The organism is Ferrimonas sediminicola, assembly GCF_005116715.1.
Lineage (GTDB): Bacteria > Pseudomonadota > Gammaproteobacteria > Enterobacterales > Shewanellaceae > Ferrimonas > Ferrimonas sediminicola.
Map to the genome: position 1 here is coordinate 711,524 of NZ_SWCI01000001.1, position 16,966 is coordinate 728,489.

At 62.2% G+C, this 16,966-nt stretch carries 16 protein-coding genes; 7 read left to right on the forward strand and 9 right to left on the reverse strand.

Translation table 11 applies throughout. The annotated features are described in order from the left end of the window. Positions 1-592 precede the first annotated feature (592 nt). From FCL40_RS03295 to cydX, 3 genes are read left to right on the forward strand one after another with little or no spacing between them, the layout of a single operon-like run. Positions 593-2,233, forward strand: coding sequence for a cytochrome ubiquinol oxidase subunit I (locus FCL40_RS03295; protein WP_136851305.1), 1,641 nt, complete (start codon positions 593-595; stop codon positions 2,231-2,233). Continuing rightward, positions 2,226-3,365 carry a cytochrome d ubiquinol oxidase subunit II gene (gene cydB / locus FCL40_RS03300; RefSeq protein WP_136851307.1) on the forward strand — a complete coding sequence of 380 codons (1,140 nt, stop codon included), beginning with the start codon at positions 2,226-2,228 and terminating at the stop codon, positions 3,363-3,365. The genes FCL40_RS03295 and cydB overlap by 8 nt, the downstream gene beginning before the upstream one ends. Before the next feature lie 12 nt (positions 3,366-3,377). Next, the gene (gene cydX / locus FCL40_RS03305) at positions 3,378-3,497 is read left to right on the forward strand and encodes a cytochrome bd-I oxidase subunit CydX (protein ID WP_028110896.1); all 120 of its coding nucleotides are present in this window, start codon (positions 3,378-3,380) and stop codon (positions 3,495-3,497) included. Between the two features lie 372 nt (positions 3,498-3,869). Here the strand turns inward: cydX and FCL40_RS03310 are convergent, their stop codons facing one another. Further along, on the reverse strand, positions 3,870-5,879 hold the full coding sequence (locus tag FCL40_RS03310) for a methyl-accepting chemotaxis protein (RefSeq protein ID WP_136851309.1): 2,010 nt from the start codon (positions 5,877-5,879) through the stop codon (positions 3,870-3,872). A gap of 144 nt (positions 5,880-6,023) precedes the next feature. On the opposite strand from FCL40_RS03310, the gene FCL40_RS03315 reads away from it, so the two are divergent. Beyond that, entirely contained in the window at positions 6,024-6,320 is a 297-nt protein-coding gene (locus FCL40_RS03315; RefSeq protein ID WP_229360258.1) for a DUF3862 domain-containing protein, read from the forward strand. 21 nt (positions 6,321-6,341) lie between these two features. Here the strand turns inward: FCL40_RS03315 and FCL40_RS03320 are convergent, their stop codons facing one another. Next, positions 6,342-7,664 carry a sigma-54-dependent transcriptional regulator gene (locus tag FCL40_RS03320; RefSeq protein WP_136851311.1) on the reverse strand — a complete coding sequence of 441 codons (1,323 nt, stop codon included), beginning with the start codon at positions 7,662-7,664 and terminating at the stop codon, positions 6,342-6,344. Beyond that, the gene (locus tag FCL40_RS03325; RefSeq protein WP_136851313.1) at positions 7,661-9,313 is read right to left on the reverse strand and encodes a sensor histidine kinase; all 1,653 of its coding nucleotides are present in this window, start codon (positions 9,311-9,313) and stop codon (positions 7,661-7,663) included. The genes FCL40_RS03320 and FCL40_RS03325 overlap by 4 nt, the downstream gene beginning before the upstream one ends. A 251-nt stretch (positions 9,314-9,564) precedes the next feature. Here FCL40_RS03325 and FCL40_RS03330 point away from each other — a divergent pair, with 251 nt between their 5' ends. Further along, positions 9,565-10,098, forward strand: coding sequence for a hypothetical protein (locus FCL40_RS03330; protein ID WP_136851315.1), 534 nt, complete (start codon positions 9,565-9,567; stop codon positions 10,096-10,098). 141 nt (positions 10,099-10,239) lie between these two features. Continuing rightward, the gene (locus tag FCL40_RS03335; protein WP_136851317.1) at positions 10,240-10,485 is read left to right on the forward strand and encodes a YdcH family protein; all 246 of its coding nucleotides are present in this window, start codon (positions 10,240-10,242) and stop codon (positions 10,483-10,485) included. Here FCL40_RS03335 and FCL40_RS03340 read toward each other — a convergent pair. After that, positions 10,482-13,562: an efflux RND transporter permease subunit gene (locus FCL40_RS03340; RefSeq protein WP_136851319.1), complete on the reverse strand. Its 3,081-nt coding sequence runs from the start codon at positions 13,560-13,562 to the stop codon at positions 10,482-10,484. The two genes, FCL40_RS03335 and FCL40_RS03340, sit on opposite strands and share 4 nt — an antisense overlap. Beyond that, entirely contained in the window at positions 13,559-14,674 is a 1,116-nt protein-coding gene (locus tag FCL40_RS03345; protein WP_136851321.1) for an efflux RND transporter periplasmic adaptor subunit, read from the reverse strand. Before FCL40_RS03345 ends, FCL40_RS03340 begins: the two co-directional genes overlap by 4 nt. A 102-nt stretch (positions 14,675-14,776) precedes the next feature. Between FCL40_RS03345 and FCL40_RS03350 the strand changes: the two genes are divergently transcribed. Next, complete coding sequence (locus FCL40_RS03350; protein ID WP_136851323.1) at positions 14,777-15,388, forward strand: TetR/AcrR family transcriptional regulator; 612 nt, start codon at positions 14,777-14,779, stop codon at positions 15,386-15,388. Between the two features lie 58 nt (positions 15,389-15,446). Here the strand turns inward: FCL40_RS03350 and FCL40_RS03355 are convergent, their stop codons facing one another. From FCL40_RS03355 to FCL40_RS03370, 4 genes are all read right to left on the reverse strand, one after another. Continuing rightward, on the reverse strand, positions 15,447-15,701 hold the full coding sequence (locus tag FCL40_RS03355; RefSeq protein ID WP_136851325.1) for a VF530 family protein: 255 nt from the start codon (positions 15,699-15,701) through the stop codon (positions 15,447-15,449). Positions 15,702-15,820: 119 nt separating this feature from the next. After that, a complete protein-coding gene (locus FCL40_RS03360) occupies positions 15,821-16,384 on the reverse strand; it encodes a chalcone isomerase family protein (RefSeq protein ID WP_169306983.1) in 564 nt (187 codons plus the stop codon). Between the two features lie 51 nt (positions 16,385-16,435). Next, the gene (locus FCL40_RS03365; protein ID WP_136851329.1) at positions 16,436-16,840 is read right to left on the reverse strand and encodes an EamA family transporter; all 405 of its coding nucleotides are present in this window, start codon (positions 16,838-16,840) and stop codon (positions 16,436-16,438) included. 17 nt (positions 16,841-16,857) lie between these two features. Further along, on the reverse strand, positions 16,858-16,966 hold a 109-nt coding region (locus FCL40_RS03370; RefSeq protein WP_136850104.1), incomplete at its 5' end, for an IS3 family transposase.

Consider the following 16,966-nt stretch of genomic DNA (forward strand, 5'->3'; position numbering starts at 1 on the left):
GCTCAGCGGGGTTTTGAGGTGATCCAGGTCTTAGTCGTTGTATATAAAGAACTTTATTAAATGAAATATTTTCTGGCTCATGATATTGCAATACAAATAATATAAATACTTCGAGCGTTGTTAGCGCTCCCCTCCCGACTGGTTAATATTGAATTTAAATCACTCCATCCTTTTTAACATTTAGTTGTTCTGCAAGCCTTTTTTATTAAGTCTCAATAATTGTGAGTCAGCTCCCAAAAGTGATCAGGAGATTCTGGCAGGGATTGAGGGTTGCTCTGGGTGAATGATATAAAATTAGCAGAAATACCAGCGCAATCTCTCTTTGTTGTCCGGTGCGGGGGAATAAATGGAGGTTCGCTAATAGAAAGTGCTGAGTTAACGAAATGTTGTGTATGCCCGGCGGAGCCGGGCCGGCCGGATGACCAAACGGGGTGACTGAGAGTAAGCCCTGGCATCAACGGCCCGCAATGTCCCTGGGCAGCCGTGTCCCTTGGGTAAGCCGAACTCAGCACTTTTGTTGTACTGCTCCCAATAATTTTTTCCTGAATCACGTTGCCAGCAATGGCGGCACGGCGGGCGTAAGGAGACACCAATGATTGTCGATGAAGTTGTCGATCTATCGCGATTGCAGTTTGCACTCACCGCGATGTATCACTTCCTGTTTGTACCCCTCACCCTGGGCATGGCGTTCCTGCTTGCGATCATGGAATCACTCTATGTGATGACCGATAAGCAGGTATACAAGGATATGACCAAGTTCTGGGGTAAGCTCTTTGCCATTAACTTCGCCCTGGGTGTTACTACGGGTATCACCATGGAGTTCCAGTTCGGAACCAACTGGGCCTACTACTCCCACTACGTCGGGGACATCTTCGGGGCGCCGCTGGCCATCGAAGCCCTGATGGCGTTCTTCCTTGAATCGACTCTGATTGGCCTGTTCTTCTTCGGCTGGGATCGCCTGTCCAAGCGTCAGCACCTGGCGGTAACCTGGCTGGTGGCCCTGGGCTCCAACATGTCCGCCCTGTGGATCCTGGTGGCCAACGGCTGGATGCAGAACCCGGTAGGTGCGGAGTTCAACTACGTCACCATGCGTATGGAGATGGCCAGCTTTGCCGATGTGCTGTTCAATCCCGTCGCCCAGGTGAAGTTCGTCCACACCGTGGCGTCCGGTTACGTAACCGGTTCGGTATTCGTGCTGGCCATCAGCGCCTACTACCTGCTCAAGGGCCGAGACATCGCCTTCGCCAAGCGCTCCTTCTACGTGGCCTCCGCCTTCGGTATGGCCTCCATCCTGTCCGTTATCGTCCTGGGTGACGAGTCCGGCTATGAGATGGGTGACGTGCAGAAGGTGAAGCTGGCGGCGGTGGAAGCCGAGTGGGATACCCATCCGGCACCCGCCTCCTTTACCGCCTTCGGTATCCCAGACAGCGACAACATGGAAACCAACTTTGCGGTCAAGATCCCCTACGTGATGGGCATCATCGCTACCCGCTCCCTGGATGAGCAGGTGATGGGCATCAAGGACATCAAGGCTGAGCACGAAGCGCGTATCCGCAACGGCATGGTGGCCTACACCTTGTTGCAGAAGGTGCGTGACGGTTCTGCCAACGATGAGGAGATCGCCGAGTTCCAGCAGCGCAAGGTTGACCTGGGCTATGGCTTCCTGCTGAAGCGTTATCTGAATGAGATCGATCAGGCCAGCGAAGCCCAGATCAAGGCGGCCGTCGAGGACTCCATCCCCAATGTGGGCCCGCTGTTCTGGACCTTCCGGGTGATGGTGGGTCTGGGTATGGTGATGCTGATCGTCATCGGTCTCTCCTTCATCCAGAGTGCCAAGCAACAGGTGATGGACAAGCCCTGGTTGCTGAAGGCGGCGGTGCTGATCCTGCCCTTCCCCTGGATCGCCATTCAGTGTGGCTGGTTCGTGGCCGAATATGGCCGTCAGCCCTGGACCATTGCGGAGATTCTGCCTACCGCCATGTCCACCTCCAGCCTGAGTGCCGGTGATCTGATCTTCTCCATCATCGCCATCTGTGGCTTCTATACCGTGGCCCTGGTGGTGGAGATGTTCCTGATGTTCCGCTTTGCCCGCCTGGGCCCCAGCAGCATGAAGACCGGCCGCTACCACTTCGAGTCCGCCGAAAACGCTGCCGAAGACGCCCGTCTGCTGGCAAAACTGTCCAAGGCCCGAGAGGCCCGCGCACAAGCCAAGGAGGCTGCAAGCCATGCTTGATTACGAAACTCTACGCGCTATCTGGTGGCTGCTGGTTGTCGTGCTGATGATCGGTTTTGCGGTGACCGATGGATTTGACATGGGGGTTGGTGCCCTGCTGACCTTCGTAGGCAAGAGCGACAGCGAACGCCGGGTGATGATCAACTCCATCGCCCCCCACTGGGACGGCAACCAGGTGTGGCTGCTGACCGCCGGCGGCGCCCTGTTTGCTGCCTGGCCCCTGGTGTATGCGGCGGCCTTCTCCGGCTTCTACATCGCCATGGTGCTGGTGCTGTTCGCCCTGTTCTTCCGCCCCATCGGGTTTGACTACCGCTCCAAGATCGAAGACCCGCGCTGGCGCAACACCTGGGACTGGTGTCTGTTCATCGGCGGTGTGGTTCCGCCGCTGATCATCGGTGTGGCCTTCGGTAACCTGCTTCAGGGGGTGCCTTTCGAGTACGACGAGTACCTGCGCGTTTTCTATCGTGGCAGCTTCTTCGGCCTGCTCAACCCCTTCGCCCTGGTGGTGGGCCTGCTGTGCGTGACCGCCTTCATCCTGCAGGGATGCACCTGGCTGGGGATGAAGACCGAGGGTGAGCTGTACCAGCGGGTACGCAAGGTGACCCAACTGGTGGCTGTACTCTGTGCCGCGCTGTTCGTGGTCGCCGGTACCTGGCTCTATGCCGGCATCGACGGCTATGTGGTGACCTCCGCGCTGGATCACAGCGGTCCCTCCAACCCCACCCTGAAGAGCGTTGAGGTGGCGTCCGGTGCCTGGTTCAACAACTACAACGCCATGCCGGTGCTGTACCTGCTGCCTCTGTTGGCTGTGCTGATGCCGCTGGCGACCGCAGCGATGACCCTGGCCAACCGTAACGGGCTGGCCTTTGTCACCAGCTCGCTGAACCAGGTGGCCATCATCGCGACCGCGGCGGTGTCCCTGTTCCCGTTCGTGATGCCGTCCTCTCTGAACCCGAGCCACTCCCTCACCATGTGGGATGCCACCAGTTCCGAGATGACCCTGACCATCATGTTCGCCGTGGCCTGCATCTTTGTGCCGCTGATTCTGGGTTACACCACCTGGAGTTACATCAAGATGTTCGGTCGCCTGAACGGCGAATTCATTGAGAGCAACAAGCACTCTCTGTACTAAGGAGCCGACACTATGTGGTATTTTACCTGGATTCTCGGAGTGCTGCTGGCCTGTGCATTCGGCATCATCAATGCCCTGTGGTACGAGCACTCTGAAGAGATGGCCGCCAAGGCCGAGCGCGAGCAGAAATAGGCTTGCCATAGGGCTTTCCATGGAAAGCCCTAGCTGAAGAAAGAGGCGCATCGGCGCCTCTTTTTTTGTGAGCCGCGTAGGGCCCTGTTGCGCCTGCCAAGCGGCTCTTGCCTGGAACGCGAACCCTGTCAATGGTCATCCTGGGGAAAGCCAGTCTCTGCGCGTCCCTCCTTGGGGTCCGGGTATAACGGCGCTGAAGGTCGCGCACTTGCCAGGCCTGGTACCGCTGGGGATGGCAAGTCCGAGGAGGGGAGACAGCCTGTGGGGGTCGGTGAGTCTGAACTCTCGCTGCCGTTCCCAAGGCGGGGAGCTGCAGTCAAGGGCATGAAAAAGGGTGCCATTGGCACCCTTTTTTTCTCGTTGGCGAGTCCCTTAGGACTTGAAGTGGGCCAGGTGGCCGCGGATGTCCCCGGCTAGGGCGGTGAGGCGCTCGGCGGCGTCCACGGTCTGTCCGGCGGTCTGCTCAGATTCCCGGGCCAGCTCGGTAATCCCACTGATGTTACGGGCAATCTCGGCGGCGACCGAGCCCTGTTGTTCGGTGGCGGTGGCGATGGAGGTGGCGTTCTGGGACAGGTCGGTCACGCTGTGGGAGATGTCGGTCAGGGCGTCGCCGGCCTGAACGCTGAGGGAGGAAGAGGCCTCACCCAGCTTCTTGCTCTGCTGCATCTGGTTGACCGCATCCTGGGTGCGCTGCTGCAGTTGCTCGATGGTCCCGGTGATCTCGCTGATGGAGTTCTGGGTGCGCTGGGCCAGGGTCCGCACCTCGTCGGCGACCACCGCGAAGCCGCGGCCCTGCTCCCCGGCACGGGCAGCCTCGATGGCGGCGTTGAGGGCCAGCAGGTTGGTCTGCTCGGCGATCTCGTTGATCACCTGGATCACCCGGGTGATGGCATGGCTGCCCTCCTCAACCCGATGGATCGCCTCGTTGCCGCTTTCCAGGGCATCACCGAGGGCGCGCATCTGGGCGATCACGTCATCCACCTGTCGGTCCCCGTCCTTGGCGGCACTGTCCACCGCTTCCGCCTGTTCGGCGGAGCCGGTGGCATGCTGGGCCACCTCCTGCACCGAGGTGGTCAGCTCCTCTACGGCGGCGGCGATCTGGTCGGTTTGCTGCATCATCTGGGCGGCACCACTGCCGTTGACCTCGGCGACGGTCTGCATCTCACCGGCGGCCTGCTCCAACTGGGAGGTGGAACCCTGCAGGGTGGCGATCAGTTGTTTGAGGCTGTGGGTCATCTCAGAGACGCTGTCGGTGATGCGGTGCACCTCGTTCTGGCTGTTGCCCCCGGAGGTGACCAGCCTGGCGGTCAGATCACCGTGGCCGATCGCTTCCACCTGGGTGCACAGGGCGGTCAGCGGCTTCAGGCGCTGGTTCAGCATCACCCACAGCAGTACGGTGATCACCAGGATTCCCAGGATGGAGAGGCCGATGTTGGTGCGGGCCAGAGGCTTGAGGGCATGGCTGAGCTCCTCCTCCGGCACCTGCAGGGCCACCATCCAGCCTGCGCTGGGCACCGGCAGGGTCATGGAGACCCACAGCTTGCCGTTCAGCACAAACTTGCTCTGGTGTCTGGCCTGGTCGGCCAGGGCACCGGCGTAGACGGGCTGGCCCTCGTCATCGGTGAAGTTGGCCGCCTTGTCGCCGGTGAGTCGGGGGTGATAGAGGAAGACGCCATCCTCATAGCGCAGCAGCGAGACATAGCCGGTTTCGCCCAGTTGGATGTTGGCCAGGGCCTTGCCCATGGCCTGCATCATCTCACTGACGTCCTGACCTATGTAGAGGATGCCGATCACCCGGTTCTGTTGATCCTTGATGGGGCGGTAGCTGGTGATGTACCGCTTGCCGAACAGGTTGGCGTACCCCTCGTAGGTCTGGCCGGCCATGATCATGGAGTAGGCGGGATGGCTCTGGCCGAGGTGGGTGCCGGTGGCCCGGTCTCCGTTCTCCTTGCGCAGGGAGGAGGAGATGCGGGTAAAGTCATCACCATCCTTGACGAAGACGGTGGCGGTGCCGCCGGTCATGTTGGCAAAGCGATCCACCTGGGCAATGGCGCTGTTCAGCAGGCGGCGGCCGTTCTTCAGACCCGGCGCGTTGGCGCCGGCGATGTTGACCCGCTTCTCCATCAGGGTGAAGTCGGTGGAGAACATCTTGTTAAACAGTTCGGCGTTGGTCCGCACCTGTTTGATCAGTAACTGGTATTGCAGATCCAGGGTGTCGGCCAGGGTGTCGGCCATGACGGATTCTGATTCCTGAAGGGTTTCGGTAAGACTGTCGGCGGCGACCCGGTAGCCGAAGAAGCCGGTGATGGAGTAGGTAAGGATGCTCAGAAGCAGGGCTGACACACCAATCTGGCGGCCCAGGGTCCAGTTACGGAAGTCCATGTGTTCCCCTGTAAATTGTTTTTTTAAGGATTGTTTAAGCCCTATCGGCCAGTTGGCCCAGATTATACAAAACTCTCTTCGAAATAGTTGAGCTGGGTCACGAAGAGTGGGGGCGAAAAGGTGATTCATCGGGCGGATTTCGGATTGAAATCTGGCGTTAACTCCTGGTTTACTTTCTGTAACAACCAAGGGCGGGATGATGGCCTGGGTAAGGCTGTTGTTGCGGGTGTTGCTGCTGGCCGGTGCAGCAGGGTCAGTCGCGAGAGCTATGACCAGCTGGCGTTGGCGATGTCCAGGGCCGAGGTGGAAGCGGTGCTGGGGCGGGCGGACAGCTGCAGCGGCTCCCTGGGGATCGCAACCTGCATCTGGGGCGACGACACCCACATCAAGGTGGGGTTCACCGCCGACCGGGTCATGCTGTTTACCCATAAGGAGCTGTGAGTTTCCCGATGCCCCTGCGGGTCACAGCCCATGCTTCTCCGAACGGTAGAGAAACGCCTTGTATCCCAGTCCCAGTAACCGGGCCGCTTCGGTGCGGTTGCCCCCGGCCCGTTCCAGGGCCGCCTGCAGATACTCTCTCTCCACCTGTTCCCAGTTCAGGCCCGCCTCCGGAAGGATGATCCCTCCCTGGCAACTGATGGGTTGCAGATCCAGCTCCTGCAGCAGCACAAATCGCTCCATGCAGTTGGACAGCTCCCGGACATTCCCTGGCCAACTGTGGCTGCGCAGCGCGTTCATCTCGGCCACCGCCAGTTTGGGGGTGGGCAACCGGTACTTGGTGCTGAAGTGGCGGATGAAGTGCTCCGCCAGGGCGGGGATATCTTCGCTGCGATCCTTGAGGGCGGGGGTTGTTACCGGAATGACGTTGAGCCGGTAGTAGAGATCCTGACGGAAGCGTCCCGCGTCCACCTCCTGGAGCAGATCGCGGTTGGTGGCGGCCACCACCCGGATATCCAGGTCGATCTCCTTGTGGCTGCCGATGCGGGTCACCTTGCCCTCCTGCAGGACCCGCAGCAGCCGGGTCTGCAGGTTCAAGGGCAGCTCACCGATCTCATCCAGCAACAGGGTGCCACCCTGGGCGGCTTCCAGTTTTCCGGCCCGGGCGCTGTGGGCACCGGTGAAGGCGCCCTTCTCGTGACCAAAGAGTTCGGATTCCGCCAGGGCGTCGGGAATGGCGCCGCAGTTGAGGGCGATGAAGGGACCGTCGCGACCGGACAGGCGGTGAATCCGCTGGGCCACCAGCTCCTTTCCGGTGCCGCTCTCCCCCTGGATCAACACCGTGGTGTTGATGGCGCTGATTCGCTCCACCCGGTCGAACAGTGAGCGCATCGCCGCACTGGAGCCCACCATGTCGATCAGGGCGCCCTGCTGCTGAATCTGATCGCTGAGGCGGCGGTTGTCCTCCTTCAACTGGTGGGCCCGGGCGGCTTTGTCGATGGCCAGCAGCATGGTTTGCTTCTGGAACGGCTTGGGCAGGTAGTCGTCTGCGCCCATCTTCATCGCCTCTACAGCATGGTCGATCGATCCGTAGGCGGTGGCGACGATGATCCCCAGGGTAGGGATCCGGGCCCTGGCACTGCGGATCACCTCGCTGGCGTCCCCCAGGGCCAACTTCCAGTCGCTGAACAGGATCTGCCAGTGGTGGTTGTTCAGCTGCACCAGTGCGGTGTGGGCGTCTCCCACCGCTTTCACCCGGTGACCGGCGTCGCTCATCATCTTGGTCAGCAGTTCGCGCTGGGTGGGATCGTCCTCCAGCAGTAGGATCTGAAATCCATCTCGGCTCATAGTGCTCGCTCCTGGGGCAGCACCAGTCCGGCGCGTACCCCCTTATCGTATTCTTGAATCACTATCTCCCCCTGGTACCAGAGGCGGGCGATACGGCGGGCGATATAGAGCCCCATGCCTGCCCCCTCCGGTTTGGTGGTTTGGTGGGGTTCGAACAGGCGGTCGCGGATGGCGTCACTGAGTCCGCCGCCCTGATCCTCCACCCACAGGGTGTACCCAGTCGCGGCCTGCTCTAGGTAGAGGCGCACCACCTGGCCGGGCTCGCTGGCCTGTTGGGCGTTGTTCATCAGGGTATGCAGTATGGCCCTAAGCTCGGCTTCGGCGCCGGTCAGGGTCAGATCCTCGGGCAGCTCACTGACAAAGCGAACGCCCCCTTCGGCCTGGCTGAGTTCCATCTGAATCCCCTCGATCACCGGCAGGATCGGCACCGGGGAATCCCGGTCCAACCCCTGGCTGGCCAGGGTCAGCAGGCTGCTGAGACTGTCATCCATATGGGCCAGCTTGGCACGGATCTGCCCCTGCAGCCGCGCCTGCTCCGGCGCCATCCCCTCCAGCAACAGGCCGATGGTGTGGATGGGGTTGCGCAGGGCATGGGCGATGCCCCGGGTGATCTCCCCCAGCTCCGCCAGGTGGCGTTGTTGCTGAAACTGGCGTTGTTGCGCCTGGCTGGCCTTGAGGTCGCTACTCATGCGGTTAAAGGTGTCGATGGCCCGGCGGGTCTCCCGGGTGCCGCTGCGGGACAGCTGCAGTCCCAGCTCCCCCGTGGAGAGCCGGCGGCAGCCCTCATCCAGGGATTCCAGCGGCCGGGCCAGTTTGCGGGCGATCAGGTACACCCCCACCAGGCTCAGCAGCGCACCGGCCAACAGTACCAACGCCACCCGTTCGGCAAACTGGGTAATCACCTTCTGCTGGGGACCGCTGGAGAGGGGCACCGCCAGGCTGGCTCCCAGTCCCTCGATCACCAGTTGGTCCTCCTCGCTGGGGATAAAGACCCGGATCTCCCTGGCCTGTCGCTGCAACTGCTCCCTGGCCTGTTCGACCGCCTGATGAATGCGGGCCATCTCCTCCTCGCCGATAACCCCGCGCTGCTCCTCCAGCACCTCCAGGGTGGACTCTGCCTCCAGCAGCTCCAGGGAGGTCTCCGCTTCCAGAGCCCGTTGCAGCTCCTTCTGCAGGGCCTGGTGTTTCAGGTTGAGTTCGACCACCGCCTGCCAGTTTTCCTGCTTGGCTTCGATGTGTGCCTCGATGGCGTCGAGCTTCTCCTCGAAGGCCTGGATCCGTTGTTGCTCCGCCTGGCGCTGCCGTTGCAGCGACGCCTGGTTGGCTTGTTGTTGGGCCCGGAGCTGTTCCATCCGCCGCTGTTCCCGCTCCAGCTCCCGCTGGGCCTGTTTGCTGTGGCGCTCGGCCATGGCCAGCATCCGCTGGCGCTCCTCCTCGGTGGGCAAGACCCGCACTACCGGCTTGGGGGAGAGTGGCGGCAGCAGGGTTTCGATGGTGACCGAGGCAACCTCCTGGGCCACCGCCTCGGAGTCTTCGGCCAGCTGCTGACGAAAGTCACTGGAGAGCTGCTGCACCAGCAGCCACTGCAGCAGGGTGAACAGCAGAATCAGCGAGCCAAAGGCGATCATCAGGTAGCGTTTCAGGGACATCGTTTCCTCCTTGGGATGATCTCCCTACATAAAGCGTGCCAGTTGAGCTGAAGTTACCACGGCGTGCGGTGGCCTGCTAGCCTCCTCCCGGGCTGACGCCCGCCGATCCCCATATGGGCAGCCGCCGCGCCCATATGGGGAAATCGCTTGCCACCAGTCGCCGCCAAACCCGCTCATTTCGTCCCAGGACAGGCCTGGCACGTTTCTTTCTAGGTGAGGGGGGACCAAGCCACTTTGAGAAGGAGACGACCATGAGAACGGTATTGGCGGCGGTGATGATGTTGGTAACCCTGGCAGCCTCGGCGGCCACCCTGAAGGCCAGTCAGGACAGGGGGGCGCCCATAGAGCTGAGTTACCTGGAACGGGGTGAGAGGGTGCAGTTGACCCTGGATGGGGACAGCCCCGACTGGAGTTCGGTAGAGACACTGCTTGGCGAGGTGGAGGAGCCGCTGCGGCGTCGCTGGCTTGACAGGGTCAAGACCCTGGCCGGGCTGGGCAGTGACTGGAGCCTGGTGCTCTCCGATGGCCATCAGCAGGTCATTGAGCTGGGATCGGAACCGGAGGTGATCGTGGAGATCCATGAGCGGATGGCCGAAGAGGGCGCCCGGCTGGCGGAGGAGGCGGAGCGGATGGTGGCTCAGCTGGAGCGGCAGGGGGTGATGGACTTCAAGCGCTTTCACCTGGATCGGACTGAGACGGTGGAACGGATGATCGCCGACGGAGATTGGACGCCGCAGCAGATAGAGCGTTTGCGCCAGGCGTTGGATGCGCACTCGATGAAGTGAGCCAACTCCAGTGGCATCAGGGCCTGTGGTGGAGAAGGTGGGGAATCTGGACTAGGTTTTAGGTAAGCCATCCGGCTGCGCCGGCGCCTGCTGTGGCCTAGTGCAGCCTTTCTCTCACCTGATAACTCACAGGAGCTCGCGATGCTTGGAGAGAGTCATGCCCTCGCCGACGATTTTCCCGACTACAAGGACAGGATCCACAGCCTGAAACATCTGGATGTGGAGTTCGCCAGCATGGCCAGGGAGTATCACAGTTTGGATCATCAGATACGGGGGCTGGAGATGAACGATGTGCCCACCAGTGATGAGGAGTTCAGTCGCTTGAAGATGAGGCGGGTAGAGCTGAAAGACCAGCTCTACAACCGCATCATCAACAGTGACCGCTAGGCGGTTACGCTCTTAGCGAGACGGGCTCCTTCGGGAGCCCGAATCATGATGTAGCAGGCGGGAACAAACACGAACGAGAGGAAGGTGGTCAGCAGGGTCCCGCCGGCGATGGCGACCGCAAACGGGGGCCAGAATCCGCCTCCCGCCAGGATCAGCGGCAGGAACCCGCCAAAGGTGGTGATGGTGGTGGAGCCGATGTGACGCCCACAACCGACCACGGTATCGATGATGGCGGCGATGTTGCCGCGGCCCGCCTCCGGGTTCTCCTCCAGTTCCGCCAGGATGACAATGGCGGCATTGATGGCCAGTCCCGCCAGTCCCATCAGGGCGGTGATCACATTGAAACCGAAGGGGTAGCCCATCAGGAAGACCGACAGCAGGCCGAGCCCGGCCGACTGGACGGCACTGGCCAGGATCACCGTGGTCAGGCGGAAGGAGTTGAAGCTCAGTACCACCACGCCCACCAGCAGCACGCTGATGATGGTCACCGAGGACATCAGCTTGGCCACCGCCTGGTCGCGTTTGGCGCTCTCGCCACCGATCTCCAGCCGGTATCCGGAGGGGAGGCGAGCTTCAAACTCCGCCAGTTGCGGTGCCATGGCACTCAGCACCCTGGAGGGCAGCACCCCGGCGTCCAGGTAGCCCTCTATGGTGTTGATCCGTTCGCCGTTGCGCCTGGGAATGGTGGCCCGTCCCGATTCGATGCTGAGCTGGGCCAGGGCCGACAGCGGCAGCATGGTCGGCTGCCCCCTGCCTCCCACCAGTTGCACTGCCCCCAGGTCCGCCGCCTGGTTGCGATCCCGGGCGTTGAGCCGCACCCGTACCGGCAGGTTCTCCACCCCCTCCAGGACACTGCCCCCCACCACGCCGTCCATGGACGCACGAAGTTGCCCGGCCAGCTGGGCCAGGGTCAGGCCGCCGGCCAGGCTGGCCTCCTCGTCGATCGCCAGCCTCACCCTGGCGGCCCCGGCGGCCAGGGTGGCCCGGGTCTGGATGATGTGGGCCTGGCGCTCCAGCATCAGCCGCAGCTGATCGCCGATCTCGGTGAGCCTGTCCAGCTCCGGGCCGTAGAGGCGCAGTTCGATGGGGGCATTGAAGGGGGGCCCCTGTTCCAGCTTGCGCACCAGGATCTGCATCTGCGGGTAGCGCCGGTCCAACTGCCGCTGCAGCCTGGGGATCAGCTCATTGGCGACCTCGAAGTCGGTGGCGGTGATCATCCCCTGGGCATAATTGGCCGCCCCCTGTCGCCGCTGCAACAGGTTGTAGTAGAAGGAGGGGGTGTTGCGGCCGAAGGTCCACACCGTCTGTTCGATGCCCGCCTGCGCTCTCAGCCAGGCGTCCAGTTGCCGCACCCCGTCCACGGTGGCCGGCAGGCTGGCCTGTTGAGGCATAAACACCTCGATATGGAACATGTCCCGGTCTGCCGCAGGGAAAAACTGTTCGGTCATCTGTCCCGCGGCCCAGAATCCGGTGGCCGGTGTCAGCAACATCAGAACCAGGGTGCTCTTGGGCCACACCAGGGCGATGGCCAGGGTTCGTCGCAGCAGGGCGCCCAGCCAGGGTAGGGTGATCCCCTGCTGCCACCAGTGATTGCCCTCCCTGGGTCTGATGACGCGGCCGCCGAGACCGGCTACCAGGGTCAGCGAGATCAGGTAGGAGCCCACCAGGGCGAAGCTCACCGCCAGGGCGATGCCGCCGACGAACTCCCCGGCGGGTCCCGGCATCAGGAAGATGGGGGCGAAGGCCAGTACCGTGGTCAGGGTGGAGCTGAGCAGGGGCAGCCAGAACTGGCGCAGGGTGGCGCCGACCGCCTCGACCGGGGTCATGCCGCGGCTGCGGCGTTGGCCAATGGCGTCCACCACCACGATGGCGTTGTCCACCATGATCCCCAGGGCCACCACCAGGCCGGTGACCGACATCTGATGGATGGGCAGTCCGTAGAGCTGCATGCAGAACAGGGTGAACAGCACGGTCAGTGGCAGGGCGAAGGCCACCAGCAGGGCGCTGCGCCACCCCAGGGTCACCAGCAGTACCCCCATCACCAGCACAAAGCCCAGTCCCAGGTTGCCGGTGAGTTCCGACAGCCGCACCTCGGTGTACCCCTGCTGATTGAACTGGGTGTCGAGCCGAACATTGGCGGCGATCAGTGGCCGCAACCCCGCCAGGGTGGTTTCCACCTGGCCATTCCAGCGGTCGATGCGGGTATCCGGCAACATGCGCACCGCCACCAGCACCCCCTGCTGTCCCTGACTGAGTACATAGTCATCCGGTGGCCAGCGCAGCGAGCGGCTGACGCTGGCCACATCCATCACCCTCAGGGTCTGCAGTTGGTTGTCCGGACGCAGCGGCACCTGGCGGATGCGATTGAGAGAGACCAACTCCCCCGAGACCTCCAACTGGGCACGGATCGACCGCCCCTCCAGGCTGCCGGAGGCGGTTTTGCTGTCGGCGGCGCGGATCTGCCTGGCCAGGTCATCGACGGAAAGACCCAGGGCGAACAGTTCGGCGTCGTCGATGGAGACCAGGATCTCCTCCTCGGGGGCCCCCACCACCTTGACGAAATCGGTGCCGGGGAGCAGCCTCAGCCGGCTGGCCAACTCTTCGGCATAGCGCCCCAGCACCGTGGGATCGGCCTGGCCGCTGCCTTGCCAGGTCAGGGAGAAGATGCGGGTGAAGGCGTAGGCCAGCTGGTCGTCCAGGGTCGGGGTGCCGCTGCCCTGGGGCAGGCTGGGGCCCAGGTCGCCGATCAGATCCCTGGCCCGGGACCAGATGGGATCGGCATCGGTGATCCGGTCCTGCAGTTCGATGGTGACCACCGAGATCCCCGGCCTGGAGTTGGAGGTCAGGGTCTTGATCTCATCCAGCTGCCGCAGCCTGGATTCGATGGGCTCGGTAACCAGGGCCTCCACCCGCTCGGCGGTGGCACCCGGGTAGGGGGTGATCACCGCCGCCACCCGGTTGGTGAGGCTGGGATCTTCGGTTCTGGGCAGGTTGGCCAGGGCGCTGAGGCCACTGACCAGCAGCAGGGCGGTGAGCAGGGCGGTGACCCTGGGGTTTTCAACCAGGGCGCGGATCATTTCGGATCACTCCGGTTGGCGGTGATGCTGGGGTCGGAGGCCAGCACCACCCGCTGTCCAGCCACCAGTCGCTGCAGCCCGGTGGAGACCAGGCGGTCGCCGTCGTCGATGGCGCCGGAGATCCAGGCATGGGTCTGATCGGCGTGCAGCACCCGGATGTCCCGACGGGCGATCTGGTAGCTGCCGTCGCCCAGGGCCTCGAGGATGTAGAGGTTCCACAGGCCCCGGACGCCGGCGGTCAGGGCGGTCAGGGGCACCCGGGCGGTTTCGGCGGCGATCCGTTCCTCCACCTCCAAGTAGAGCAGTTGGCCGTTGAGCAGGGGGCGCTCCTGGGGCAGGGCGAACCTCAGGGCCACGGTGCGGGTGGCCGGGTCGACCTGGGCGCTGCGCCCCAGCAGGGTGACCGGTACCACCCTGCCATCGAGGCTGGCCTGCCACCGCTGACTGGTCTGGAGCCGTTCCAACAGCCGTACCGGCAGACCGACCCGGGCTTCGGCCGCCCCATTGGGGACCAGAGTGAACGCCACCTGGCCGTTGCCGGTCACCTGGTCCTGGGTCAGCTGCCGCCGGGTGACGGTACCGGAGTAGGGGGCTTTGAGGATGCTCTTCTGCAGGCGGATGCTGACCGATTCCAGGCTGGCCTCCAGTTGCCGTTGGCGCGCCTGCAACTGGGCCTGGCGGCTGCGCAGCTCATCCAGCAGCTGCTCGGACTGGTAGCCCTGCCTGGAAAGGGCCAGCTGTCGTTTGAGGGTGGTCCGGGTCAGATTCAGATCGGCGCGGTTCTGCGCCAGGGCGGCGTCCAACTGCTGCACCTCGCTGCGCAGCAGACGAGTGTCCAGGGTAGCCAGCACCTGGCCGGCACTCACCTGCTGGCCGATCTCCACCTCGATGGTGGCGACGGTGCCAGGGGACTCGAAGCCGATGTCGCTGGTCTGGGGATGATACACCCTCCCCACGAACCTGTGGGTCAGCGGATAGCTCTGCTGCAACTGAAGTTGTTGGGCGTGCACCTCCAGCGGAGGCTTGACCGGCGCGTCGCCGTCCTGCTGACTGCAGCCGGTGAGGATGAGGAGCAGGCCGCAGAGCGGGCCGAGAATCTGATACGCTGACATAACATTCGAATTACAATTAGACTGGATGGTCTAGTTTGGTAGAATCAAACTAGACTGTCCAGTCTAGCAGGTGAAGAATTTGTAAATAGTTTGTGGGGTTCTATGGGTGTTGTAGCTAACGACCGGAAAAGTAAGAAGCGTTGCCAGATCCTGGAGGCGGCCACCGAGCTGTTCATGCAGAAAGGGCTGGAGAACACCTCCATGGACGAGGTGGCGGTTCGGGCCGGGGTGTCGAAGCAGACGGTCTACAGCCACTTCGGCAGCAAGAACGATCTCTTCGTCCACTGCATCGAGGCGCGCTGTGTCAGTGCTCAGATGACCGAGGAGAGCTTCGACATGGACGCCGATCCCGGCCAGGTGATTCTCCAGTTTGCCCGCCGTTTCCTAGAGATGATCCTCAGCCCCGAAGTGCGTCACGTCTACTGCTCCTGCATCCGCTGCGTCGACAGCCATCCGGAGCTGTCCCAGCTCTATTACGATGCGGGGCCGAAACGGATGATGGCGTTGGTGAGCGGCTACCTGGAGAGGCTGAGCGAGGCGGGAGTGCTGGCGGTGCCCAATCCGGTGTTCGCCGGCCAGCAACTGTTGCTGATGCTGCACACCGTGGACAAGATGCGGGGCGAACTGGGGCTGGGGATGAAGATGGACGAGGAGCAGAGAGAGGCCTACGTGGAGCAGACGGTGACGATGTTCCTCAAAGGCTATCGTCCCTGAGTGGGCAAACCGGCGCCGCGTATCGCGCCAGTCTCTCCCTGGTTTGGCGGGGGCCTCCTCAGGCGTGATCGCCCGAATGCTGCCGCCACTCCTGAATCTCCTCGATGGAGTCCAGGTAGAGCTGCTCCACCTTCTCCCTGGCCCAGGGGGTGCGCCGCAAAAACTTGAGGCTGGATTTCACCGAGGGGTTGGCGTTGAAACAGTTGATGGGGATGCGCCGTCCCAGCTCTCTCCAGCCATAGTACTCGGCCAGTTGCTCCACAATCTGCTGAAGTTTCACCCCGTGCAAGGGGTTGTTGGGTTGATGATCCATGGGACGCTCTATCTGGGGACTGGGGTACAGGGGCGGCAGTGTAGCACCACCCAGCGCTTTGGCAGAGCAATAAAGGGGAAAGGCGCGGATAACCGCGCCTTCTTTCTTGTCTGGGAGGCTTACCCGCCCAGCATCGCTTCCTTGAGATCGTCGTCGGCGGGTTTGTCCCCCAGCCAGATCCCCAGCAGGGCCTGGCGGAAGGCTTCTCCCTCGATGAGGGTCAGCAGTTGGCCATTCTTATAGGCTTCCACACCCACGCCTGGCAGCGACAGCAGGGTGAACTGATCCCCCTCGACGATCTGATCGCTGAATACGGCGATGAAGGCGTCGATCTTGGGTTTCAACTGGCCATAGTGCTTGCCTGCGCTGCCCTGAAAGCCCTCCTCGATGGAGTCGATCATCTTATCCGAGGTGATCAGCCCGGAGACGATGTTCAGGCGGATGGCGCTGGTCTGGTTGCCCTCGATGGCCTGTTGGTCATCCAAGCCTGGCTCGCTGCTGTAGAGGCTGCCCACATAGAGGTCCATAAAGAACTTGGAGCGGATCCCGGCGCCACTGAGGGTCAGGGGCTTGCCCTGGAGTTCGATGGTGTCGGTGACCGCCACTCCGGCGATCTCGGTGGCGGCCTGGGCCGGAAGCAGCAGGCTGGCCAGCAGGGTAGCGGTTAGAGTCAGTTTGTTCATCGTCTGCATCTTGATGGTGAGTGTTGGCCGCAGTGTTGCAGGAGTTACTTTTCAGCACAAGTCTTGTCGGGTGCCTGTTAGTTCCGATTGGCTTGATATCGCTAGTGGTCTGCTTGCTCTAGGTTTGGCTGTGGAAAGGAAGATCGCCGAAACAATGGCTAATCCGCCGACAAGTTGCATTTTGGATAGTGCCTGATTGAGTACAAAGAAACCCAGGAGGCAGGCTGAGAGGCTGGTCAGGAAACCGAGGAACGAGGTGGTGATGACAGGCAGTTTCTCGATGCCGCGAAACCAGAGGAGATAGCACAATGCGGTTCCGACAAGGGAGAGGTAGCCGTACCCCAGAAGGTGAGTCGTGGTTAGAGATTGAGGGAGTCCTTCACAAAATAGGGCTATTGGGGCGAGAAACAGACCTCCGAAGGTGAGTTGCCAACCGGTAAAGCTGAGGATACCCATGAATAGCCCCTATTTTCCTAGACACCCGATTGGTTAGAAAAATACTGGGCCTCGAACTCTACCGGTGACAAGCCATCATTGGAACCATGTCGGCGCTTCGAATTGTAAAACATCTCGATGTAGTCG

Excerpts from the sequence above, each read along its gene's own strand:
- FCL40_RS03295 (WP_136851305.1), top strand. The coding sequence starts at position 593 with ATGATTGTCGATGAAGTTGTCGATCTATCGCGATTGCAGTTTGCACTC.
- cydB (WP_136851307.1), top strand. The coding sequence starts at position 2,226 with ATGCTTGATTACGAAACTCTACGCGCTATCTGGTGGCTGCTGGTTGTC.
- cydX (WP_028110896.1), top strand. The coding sequence starts at position 3,378 with ATGTGGTATTTTACCTGGATTCTCGGAGTGCTGCTGGCCTGTGCATTC.
- FCL40_RS03310 (WP_136851309.1), bottom strand. The coding sequence starts at position 5,879 with ATGGACTTCCGTAACTGGACCCTGGGCCGCCAGATTGGTGTGTCAGCC.
- FCL40_RS03320 (WP_136851311.1), bottom strand. The coding sequence starts at position 7,664 with ATGAGCCGAGATGGATTTCAGATCCTACTGCTGGAGGACGATCCCACC.
- FCL40_RS03325 (WP_136851313.1), bottom strand. The coding sequence starts at position 9,313 with ATGTCCCTGAAACGCTACCTGATGATCGCCTTTGGCTCGCTGATTCTG.
- FCL40_RS03330 (WP_136851315.1), top strand. The coding sequence starts at position 9,565 with ATGAGAACGGTATTGGCGGCGGTGATGATGTTGGTAACCCTGGCAGCC.
- FCL40_RS03335 (WP_136851317.1), top strand. The coding sequence starts at position 10,240 with ATGCTTGGAGAGAGTCATGCCCTCGCCGACGATTTTCCCGACTACAAG.
- FCL40_RS03340 (WP_136851319.1), bottom strand. The coding sequence starts at position 13,562 with ATGATCCGCGCCCTGGTTGAAAACCCCAGGGTCACCGCCCTGCTCACC.
- FCL40_RS03345 (WP_136851321.1), bottom strand. The coding sequence starts at position 14,674 with ATGTCAGCGTATCAGATTCTCGGCCCGCTCTGCGGCCTGCTCCTCATC.
- FCL40_RS03350 (WP_136851323.1), top strand. The coding sequence starts at position 14,777 with ATGGGTGTTGTAGCTAACGACCGGAAAAGTAAGAAGCGTTGCCAGATC.
- FCL40_RS03355 (WP_136851325.1), bottom strand. The coding sequence starts at position 15,701 with ATGGATCATCAACCCAACAACCCCTTGCACGGGGTGAAACTTCAGCAG.
- FCL40_RS03360 (WP_169306983.1), bottom strand. The coding sequence starts at position 16,384 with ATGAACAAACTGACTCTAACCGCTACCCTGCTGGCCAGCCTGCTGCTT.
- FCL40_RS03365 (WP_136851329.1), bottom strand. The coding sequence starts at position 16,840 with ATGGGTATCCTCAGCTTTACCGGTTGGCAACTCACCTTCGGAGGTCTG.